Source organism: Mesorhizobium yinganensis, from assembly GCF_040081985.1.
GTDB lineage: Bacteria > Pseudomonadota > Alphaproteobacteria > Rhizobiales > Rhizobiaceae > Kumtagia > Kumtagia yinganensis.
In genome coordinates, this window is record NZ_JBEBMH010000039.1 from 38,140 (window position 1) to 45,600 (window position 7,461).

General features: G+C 60.6%; 14 protein-coding genes and 2 pseudogenes. 4 read left to right on the forward strand and 12 right to left on the reverse strand.

Annotation, left to right across the window (positions count from 1 at the left end):
• The first annotated feature begins 152 nt into the window (after positions 1 to 152).
• Both ABMA59_RS33420 and ABMA59_RS33425 read left to right on the forward strand, forming a co-directional pair.
• Positions 153 to 1,489 (forward strand): annotated as a pseudogene (locus ABMA59_RS33420) (IS1182 family transposase).
• A 526-nt stretch (positions 1,490 to 2,015) separates the two neighbouring features.
• Positions 2,016 to 2,252, forward strand: coding sequence for a hypothetical protein (locus ABMA59_RS33425; protein WP_349009686.1), 237 nt, complete (start codon positions 2,016 to 2,018; stop codon positions 2,250 to 2,252).
• On the opposite strand, the gene ABMA59_RS33430 is transcribed toward ABMA59_RS33425, so the two are convergent.
• Genes ABMA59_RS33430 through ABMA59_RS33450 form a run of 5 tightly spaced genes read right to left on the reverse strand, consistent with a single transcriptional unit; the run spans position 2,221 to position 3,557 of the window.
• The gene (locus tag ABMA59_RS33430; protein ID WP_349009687.1) at positions 2,221 to 2,466 is read right to left on the reverse strand and encodes a DUF6894 family protein; all 246 of its coding nucleotides are present in this window, start codon (positions 2,464 to 2,466) and stop codon (positions 2,221 to 2,223) included. The genes ABMA59_RS33425 and ABMA59_RS33430 overlap by 32 nt on opposite strands.
• Positions 2,467 to 2,476: 10 nt before the next feature.
• Positions 2,477 to 2,710 (reverse strand): hypothetical protein, encoded by a 234-nt coding sequence (locus tag ABMA59_RS33435; RefSeq protein WP_349009688.1) that lies wholly within the window; start codon positions 2,708 to 2,710, stop codon positions 2,477 to 2,479.
• A gap of 25 nt (positions 2,711 to 2,735) precedes the next feature.
• On the reverse strand, positions 2,736 to 2,939 hold the full coding sequence (locus tag ABMA59_RS33440) for a DUF3606 domain-containing protein (RefSeq protein ID WP_349009689.1): 204 nt from the start codon (positions 2,937 to 2,939) through the stop codon (positions 2,736 to 2,738).
• Positions 2,940 to 2,941: 2 nt separating this feature from the next.
• Positions 2,942 to 3,250: a hypothetical protein gene (locus ABMA59_RS33445; protein WP_349009690.1), complete on the reverse strand. Its 309-nt coding sequence runs from the start codon at positions 3,248 to 3,250 to the stop codon at positions 2,942 to 2,944.
• 4 nt (positions 3,251 to 3,254) lie between these two features.
• Positions 3,255 to 3,557 (reverse strand): hypothetical protein, encoded by a 303-nt coding sequence (locus ABMA59_RS33450; RefSeq protein WP_349009691.1) that lies wholly within the window; start codon positions 3,555 to 3,557, stop codon positions 3,255 to 3,257.
• A gap of 162 nt (positions 3,558 to 3,719) precedes the next feature.
• On the opposite strand from ABMA59_RS33450, the pseudogene ABMA59_RS33455 reads away from it, so the two are divergent.
• Positions 3,720 to 4,603: pseudogene (locus tag ABMA59_RS33455) on the forward strand (ATP-dependent DNA ligase).
• Positions 4,604 to 4,667: 64 nt separating this feature from the next.
• Here the strand turns inward: ABMA59_RS33455 and ABMA59_RS33460 are convergent.
• Entirely contained in the window at positions 4,668 to 5,081 is a 414-nt protein-coding gene (locus tag ABMA59_RS33460; RefSeq protein ID WP_349009692.1) for a hypothetical protein, read from the reverse strand.
• 203 nt (positions 5,082 to 5,284) lie between these two features.
• A complete protein-coding gene (locus ABMA59_RS33465; protein ID WP_349009693.1) occupies positions 5,285 to 5,461 on the reverse strand; it encodes a hypothetical protein in 177 nt (58 codons plus the stop codon).
• 10 nt (positions 5,462 to 5,471) lie between these two features.
• Between ABMA59_RS33465 and ABMA59_RS33470 the strand changes: the two genes are divergently transcribed.
• Positions 5,472 to 5,693 carry a DUF768 domain-containing protein gene (locus tag ABMA59_RS33470; protein ID WP_349009694.1) on the forward strand — a complete coding sequence of 74 codons (222 nt, stop codon included), beginning with the start codon at positions 5,472 to 5,474 and terminating at the stop codon, positions 5,691 to 5,693.
• Positions 5,694 to 5,919: 226 nt separating this feature from the next.
• On the opposite strand, the gene ABMA59_RS33475 is transcribed toward ABMA59_RS33470, so the two are convergent.
• The 5 genes from ABMA59_RS33475 to ABMA59_RS37425 all read right to left on the reverse strand — a co-directional run.
• Positions 5,920 to 6,132 carry a hypothetical protein gene (locus tag ABMA59_RS33475; RefSeq protein WP_349009695.1) on the reverse strand — a complete coding sequence of 71 codons (213 nt, stop codon included), beginning with the start codon at positions 6,130 to 6,132 and terminating at the stop codon, positions 5,920 to 5,922.
• Positions 6,133 to 6,341: 209 nt separating this feature from the next.
• Positions 6,342 to 6,548: a hypothetical protein gene (locus ABMA59_RS33480; protein ID WP_349009696.1), complete on the reverse strand. Its 207-nt coding sequence runs from the start codon at positions 6,546 to 6,548 to the stop codon at positions 6,342 to 6,344.
• Between the two features lie 89 nt (positions 6,549 to 6,637).
• The gene (locus tag ABMA59_RS33485; protein ID WP_349009697.1) at positions 6,638 to 6,877 is read right to left on the reverse strand and encodes a hypothetical protein; all 240 of its coding nucleotides are present in this window, start codon (positions 6,875 to 6,877) and stop codon (positions 6,638 to 6,640) included.
• Positions 6,877 to 7,059, reverse strand: coding sequence for a hypothetical protein (locus tag ABMA59_RS33490; RefSeq protein ID WP_349009698.1), 183 nt, complete (start codon positions 7,057 to 7,059; stop codon positions 6,877 to 6,879). Before ABMA59_RS33490 ends, ABMA59_RS33485 begins: the two co-directional genes overlap by 1 nt.
• A gap of 267 nt (positions 7,060 to 7,326) precedes the next feature.
• A partial coding sequence (locus ABMA59_RS37425) for an integrase core domain-containing protein (protein ID WP_425475858.1) occupies positions 7,327 to 7,461 on the reverse strand: 135 nt, incomplete at its 5' end.

Here is a 7,461-nt window from a genome sequence, read left to right on the forward strand (position 1 = left end):
CGCGGGAACACTCGGCCCGGCATCCGCGAAAGAGACAGAGGACAGTAGGACGGCAGCACTGAGAGGGTGTGAATCTTTTTTGAGTTTTGAGGATTTGCCAGAGCAGTGGGGTGTGATTCAGTTGGGCGTGGCGGTGCTTTGGAGGGATTTCGATGGGCGAGGAAAGTCTGTTCGGTGGCCTGCCGGAGCAGCGGGCGCGGGAGGCTGGGGGGCGTGGGGCGCCGCGGCTGCGCCTTCCGGAGCGCGGCCAGATCGACCTGCACTGGGTGGCGTTGGACGATCTGATCGCGGACGACCACATGGTGCGGTCGGTGTGGGCGTTCGTGTCGGGACTCGACCTGTCGGGGCTTTATGAGGCGACCGCGGCGCGTGAAGGCAAGCCAGGCCATCCGGCGGCGGCGCCTGAACTGATGATGGCGCTATGGCTGTGGGCGACGATCGATGGTGTCGGCAGCGCGCGGCGGCTGGATGCTCTGTGCCGGGAGCATCTGGTCTATCGCTGGCTGTGTGGCGGGGTCTCGATGAATTACCACAGCCTCTCGGACTTTCGGATCGCGCATCATGCGGTGCTGGACGAACTGTTGGCGCCGGGCGTGGCGGCGCTGGTGGAAGCCGGGCTGGTGTCGCTGGAGGTTCTGGCGCAGGACGGCTTGCGGGTGCGTGCCAGTGCCGGGGCCGGCTCGTTCCGGCGCAGGCAGCGGCTGGAAGAATTGCGGACGGCGGCACGGGCCAGGGTGGTGCGGCTGTCCGCCGAACTGAAGGCCGATCCGGGATCGGGCGAGCGGCGGCGGCTTGCGGCCGCCGAACGGGCGGCGCGCGAGCGCGAGGCGCGCATCGCGGCGGCCCAGCAGCGCATGCGCGAACTGGAAGCCGAGCGGGAGCGAAGGCACAAGACCAACAAGAAGGAGGTAGCCGGACAGAAGCAGCCGCGGGCCTCCACCAGCGATCCGCAGGCGCGGGTGATGAAGATGGCCGATGGCGGCTTCCGCCCGGCCTACAACATGCAAATCGTCGCTACACCGAAGACCCAGGTGATCGTGGCGGTCGATGTCGATAGCAGCGGCTCGGATCGTGGTTTGGCACGCCCGGCGATCGAAGCCTTGCACAAGCGCGGCCATTGGCCTTGCGACTATCTGGTCGACGGCGGCTTCACCAAGAACGACGACATCGACTGGGTCCATGCGGCGGGCACGCGGCTGTGGTGCCCGCCGGGGCAGACAAAGCACGGCGGCGATCCCTACACACCGAAAGACGGCGACAGCGCCGCCGTGGCCGACTGGCGCCAGCGCATGGCGAGCGATCAGGGCAAGCACTCTATCGCCGTCGCGCCGAGCACGAATGCATCAATGCCAGGGGCCGGCTTATGGGGCTCCAGCAACTCACGGTGCGTGGCAAGGACAAGGCCCGGACGGTCCTGCTGTGGTTCGCGCTGGCCCACAATATGCTGCGCGGCTTCGCCCTGCGCGCCGACGCCCGGGTCCCGGCATGACAAGAGCCTTGCAACGGGTTGGCCGCGCCCGCATCGCCCCAAATCGAGCCACCTGCCCGCTTCTGCGCCCGGCCCGGTCAACCCGGCCGGGCTACTCAACAAGCCTCGCCCAATCAGCCCTCGCCCCGAAGCGGGCAATACATTCTCAAGCTCTGAGGAGTGTCGGCGAGCTATGTGGATTTATGAAAGCGCCGTCCGCCGCCTTTAGCGCTTACTTCCGCGACCTTCGGAACTTTCGTACATTGAGTATGTTCGTAACGCTGATCGCAGCGCTGCCGCATCATCGCTGCGAGGGCGTGTGGGTTATCCAGCGTTGAGCCCGTCCCGTCTCCCTTCGGGGGCGGGCTTTCTTGTTTGTGATATTTTCGTGCGTGCGCGGAACATGACGCGTCGTGTCAGGTTCCCACTTTGACCGAGGCGGCCTCACGGTGTCAGAGTTAGGCCCGCCGCCCCCCACCGGGGAGGGCGGACTCGGTTAGTCTCCGCCAAACCGCTTCGGCTGTGACCATTTCCCAATGGAGATCGAATGGCTTCATACTACTCAACAATGATATCCGGCATCGAGAACGACGAAAGCCTGTCATCGAGCGAAAAAATCCAAAAACTGAAAAGCATCGCATCCCAGGTTGTGGACCTCCGTCGGGCATCTGAATCTCCCGACGACACAGATGACACAAACGACGATCTGAAAGCGGTGCAGCGAGCACTCGCAAAACTTGAAGGTCAGGAATCTAACCGCGCCGCTTCAACCAGTCAGCTTTGAATTTCAAGTCGGCGATGAAGACGTATTCTCCTGCTTCGTCCCGCACTTTGACCCAGAAATTTCGTTGAGGCGGGCCTGGCAATTCGTCGTGGACGATATCCGGGATGGCCGCGACAGCCTCGTCGGCTGCCGCGTCTTGCGTGGCGGACTCGATGCCCACCTCATCTCGCGTGATCCCATCCCCGTCAAAAACATCGAAATAGTAGCGCGGCATGGAGGCCGCTCTACGAATGATGTTCTAAGATTTCGGAGCATCGTGGACAGGTCACGTCGAAGTGGCCGAATTGAGCCTCTTCCACCGGCGCCTCGCCACCCCCGCAGCGCAGCCAGAACAGCATGCCCTCGCCGGGGACCTGCGTTCCCTCGACCGCGTGCGTCACGAAATCGGGATCAGTCCAGCGGATGGGAAGGCCGTCCAATTCCGTTAAAACGTTCGATCCGTCTATGTGATGGTTCATGATGTTAAGCCATACATCCGCACGGTCATGCCTGTGGCCTGCTATCAACTTTCAGCTTTTCGGCCTCGCGCTCAATAACATCTCTGTCATTGCCGAACCGGTCGATGAGTTCGCGGACTTGATCTGTAGATAGGCCGAATTTGCTGGCGACGTAGCCAACCTCCCATTCCTGGTCTCCTGCCACCTGCGATCGGTCGCGGTTGTCCTGCTTCGATTTGTCATCTGCCATGTCTACCTCTGGTCGTTGTAGGGCGCCTTCGTCGCTCCCACCATTCGGGCGAGTTCGGAGAAGGGTGGGATATCAGCCTCGCCCTGAGCATTGTTGGCCATTCGCAAGAGCCGGACAGGAAAGCATAGCGCATCACGATTTGAGGGCGACATATCCTCGTAGTTCCGCTCTTCCCCTGTCAGCCCTGCTTCCACCTTGTGCAGGGCGAGGTCTATGTCATCGACGGTGAGAAGCCCCTTGTGGACCAGCGCATTGTTCACGGCAGCAACCGCCATAATCAGGCCTTCAAGCTGCAAGTTGGCTACGTTCATGGCGCTACTTCTTCACGTATGCGCCGGGCTGACGGCCAGCTTTAGGAGCCTTCGCATCCTTCGAGTGCTCGGCAATGGCTGGGCCAGCGCCTGACACCTTTTCAGTTGCCGGCGATGGCGTAGGCATCTTGGACGGCTGCTGACCGTCCGAGTGCCGCGTCTTTTCGTCAACATCATCGACCGGCTCTGTCAGGCCATATGGCTTCTTTGGCTCCTCGCCACGGTCTCCGTTGTGGAATTGATCCGGACGCTGGCTCATTCCCGCCTTGGGCTCTCGCGCCCCAGTCTCTCGATTGTTGTCGTTCATGTGATCCTCCTGTGAGACATGAACTGCAAAAACATCGGCCGGTTCCGGCGCACCATTTGAATCACTGTTCGTTCCCGTTGCCGTCTCGCTCTCCACGCCTAGACTCAGCTTGTGCGTAAGCGTTCAGTGGCCGGGGGACACCGGCTGGCGTTCATAGAGCCGATGCTGCCTACCCTCGTCGAGGCTCCGCCCGAGGGCGGTGAATGGACTCACGAGGTGAAATTTGACGGCTACCGCTCGCAACTCATCAAGCGGCCGGGCGGCTCTCGCATCTTCACGCGCAACGGATTCGATTGGACCGCGAAATATGCTCCACTGGTCGAGGCTGCCGACGGCCTGGCAGTCGCCAGTGCAATCATCGACGGCGAAATCATCGTGCCCGATCCAGCCACCGGGCTGACCGACTTTCAGGCACTGCGCTCCACAATCCGCAAGACGCCGACCGGCTTATCTTCGTAGCCTTCGATCTTCTCCACCTCAACGGCCACGACCTCCGCGACATGACGCTGGAGGAGCGCCGGCACCTCTTGGAAGACTTGATCGGCGACAGCGATACGGGCGGCCGGTTCCAATTCAGCGAGCAAATGGAGGGGACCGCGAAAGAACTCTTCCGCAAGATCGACCGGGCCAAGTTGGAGGGCATGGTCTCAAAGCGGCTCGGCAGCCGGTACGAAAGCGGCCGAACCATGGATTGGCGGAAGGCCAAGAGCTACGAGGAAGCCGACTTCAACATCATCGGCGTGCAGCGCGAGCGCGGCAAGCCTGCTATGGCGTTGATGACGGACAGCGCGGGGAAATACGTCGGCGGCGCCTTTGTGACGTTACCGATTGGCGTTCGTCAGCGGCTATGGGATCGCGTTCAGGCCAAGGCCGGGGCGAAGCCGCCGAAGGGTTTGCCTGTTGAGAAAGCGGAATGGGTAAAACCGGGATTGGTGGCCCGAGTTAAGTTCCTGCGTGGCGAGGAAAAGCTTCGGCACGCGTCGGTAAAAAGCTTTCGAGAGGGCGCAGTCACGGACGGACCGGCGACGGCTCCTCGCGACGAGTGAAAAACTCGGCACTGTTCCAATGCTGAAGCCGCTCCAGCACCTCATCGTCCGGGAGCGTGTCGCGCTAGCTGCCGATGATCGAAAGAATGTCGGATTTGCCTCCAACACGCTGGAGCGCGTCATGCATCGACTTCGGGTCGGTTGTGTTGAGGGCCGCTATCTCCGCTTCAGTAGCCCCGAGTAGGCGTAGGCTCCGCTCAACTTCCCTCACGATGTCGGCATGCCACGGCGTGCGGGCCTTGAGGGCCAAGCGCGTCACTCCAGGCTGCTGCTGCATCTGTGCCCCTTGGGAGGGCGTCGCTTCCGGCTCTTGCGGGTCGCGTGGCTCAGTTGCTGTAGCAAGCTCTGTCCCTTCAAACTGCTGCATCTGCCTAAGGGCGAGGTTTGACATGTCTAGGTTGGGCATGGTCATCTGCTCAGATTGATACTCGATCGAACGCGGTTGGGTACGGTGATGTTCCGGGATCATCCTGGCCACCTGACATCTCGCCGCCACAAATATCCAACACTGCCGTCCGGGGCATCGTCTGGTATTTCGCCAATCGCCTTAAACCAGGCGGTTTCAACTTGACGCCCTGCCGCTCGCGCTGAATTTTCGTAGCCGCTTGCTGGCATCGGCCGATCAATGCCAGCACCGAACGCCGTAAGTCCCCAGAGTCACTTTCCCTTCATCGGCGAGTGTTAAAGCTCATAGATGCGCGCGACGACTTCGCCTTTCATCCGCCGATCGAAGGCGCTGAAATCGTTGTAGCCTTCGCCGGGCCAGGTCTCGCGCCATTTGAGGCGAAGCTTTGCCGGCGAAACTGTCGCAGGAACCTCCACGGCCGCTTCGGCGCTATTCTTGTCTGGTTTCGGCAAAGAGGCTTCCATGAGTGCGCGCGGTCTTCAATTCCTGAATAAATGGATAGCGAAAAACATTCCTGCCGACGCAAAGGCCGACTCAGTTCTTGCCAGCGAACTTGCCGATAAAGTGCTGGTGGCCGCCGAAAAGGAAGGTCTCACTGCGAAGGACGTCGGTGAGGAGGTCGACAGCATTTTCGAGACCATCCTGAAAGCGCTCAAGGATCGTGCAGGAGGCTCGCCCGAATAGGTGTGTCGCCAGCGTCGCCGCGATGCCCGCCGCAGACCCAAAGGTACCGTGTCTGCCGGCATAGCCGAAGCAGCCCCAGCGCTTGCAGCCGGGATGTTCCCACCAATGCTCATCGATATGTTTGGTACGAGACGCGGTCGTCAACTCGACCGAGATTTGCGGGATGATCGCTTCGTCGCTCATTGGCGGAGTGAACGAAATGAGAACGGAGGAGTCAACCGCCCTGTCAATTTGCGGAAGTGCCAGTTCCTTGCGCTGGAGCAGTTAAACCGCCAGGAGCATCGGCTGCCGGCGCGTCGATCGTCTCGCCCCAAATTGCGACACCGCCCCAAACGACGCCCGCGAGCAAGAGCGATATGATCAGGACAAACAGCACCTGAAGCCCTGTTCGGCCTTGGCGCGCTTTGTCCGTGGTGATTGTTGTGATTGTCTTTTCCATGAATGCCGATCCATTGCCGAGGGAGAAGGTCTCTGGTCAATGTCCCGATCGGCGCATGGTTCCGGCCGGTCAGCCTTTCTTCAGCCTCAGGAATAAGGTTCGACAAGCGCAGTTCGCGGCGTTCATTTTCTGAAGGCTCTGCCGAGCTGATCGCTATTCAGCTTGTCGGCGCTTGGCATCAGCACGGTTGCCACGCGCCGGCCCAGTCTTCAAACGACCATCAAAGTGGGGCCTACCTCTGGCGTGTCTTTGCCTTCCGCTATCACTGCTTCCAGCGCAGTGATAGCCACATGCACTTGGGAAAGTCTTTCGATCTGACCATGATTGGTGGCGCTGGTGACATTGTACGCCTCTATTCGCCGCTGCCTGGTGAGGTCATCTTTCAACTTCTTAAGCTCTTCAACTGTCTGAGCCATCGAGTTCTCCTTTGTTCCAGTCCGTCGGCCGCGCCTTCACGACTTAGCGAATGGCAACCTCGTTCCATCGCCTTCCGCAACAAGCACCGTTAAGTGATGCCACGCGGGATTAGGGGAGCTTTCGGCGGGGAGTCTTCACGACGAGTGACATCGTGGGTGGAGTTCCAATGCCGCAAGCGCATTAACGTCTCCACGTCATTCAGCGTGTCCCTATAACTGCCGAGCACAAACAGAAGATCGGACTGGGGGTCGACCTTGCCCACGGCCTCATAGAGTTCGTGTGCTATCTTCGCCTTGATGGAGTCTTCAGGCTGATCCAGGTTTTCCATCAGCGCTGCTTCTCGCCGGCGCTCTTCCCGTCGGAGCTTTTCGAGCGCTCTTCAAACCGCTTTTCACTTTTAGCGAGCGGGCGGCCCATATCAGCCTCAGTTTTCCGCTCATCTCTCGCGGCAGCTTGCTCTAGGCTCGCGGCGGCTTCCTTGCCTTTGGATGTTGGCGCATTGCGGATCATAGGAACCTCCCGTTGGCGGCAGCCTGCCACATGCGTTGAACGTAGAGGTGTTACAGACGTTCCAGCCGAGCAAGTTATCCCTTCCGCAGCCTCACGCCAGCGCTGCAGCCGTTCTCAGGCAGGCCGCTCGCCCGTGACCTGAAGTTGAGGTATTCACGCCATTACTCTTCCGTTCGGGGTTCCGGGCTTCCAAACCTGATATGGCGTCTGACGTGAGACCCCAATCTCCTCCGGCTTGAGGGAGAGTCCTGGGTTTCGATTTAGGCCTCATGCGGCCTGTTTTTCCAGCGTGGATTTGATTGCGAACTCGACTGGCGGCATATTGCCGAGGGCCGAGTGTGGTCTGTGGTGGTTGTAGTCCTCCTTCCATGCGGTGATGGCGGTGCGGGCCTGTGTGAGCGT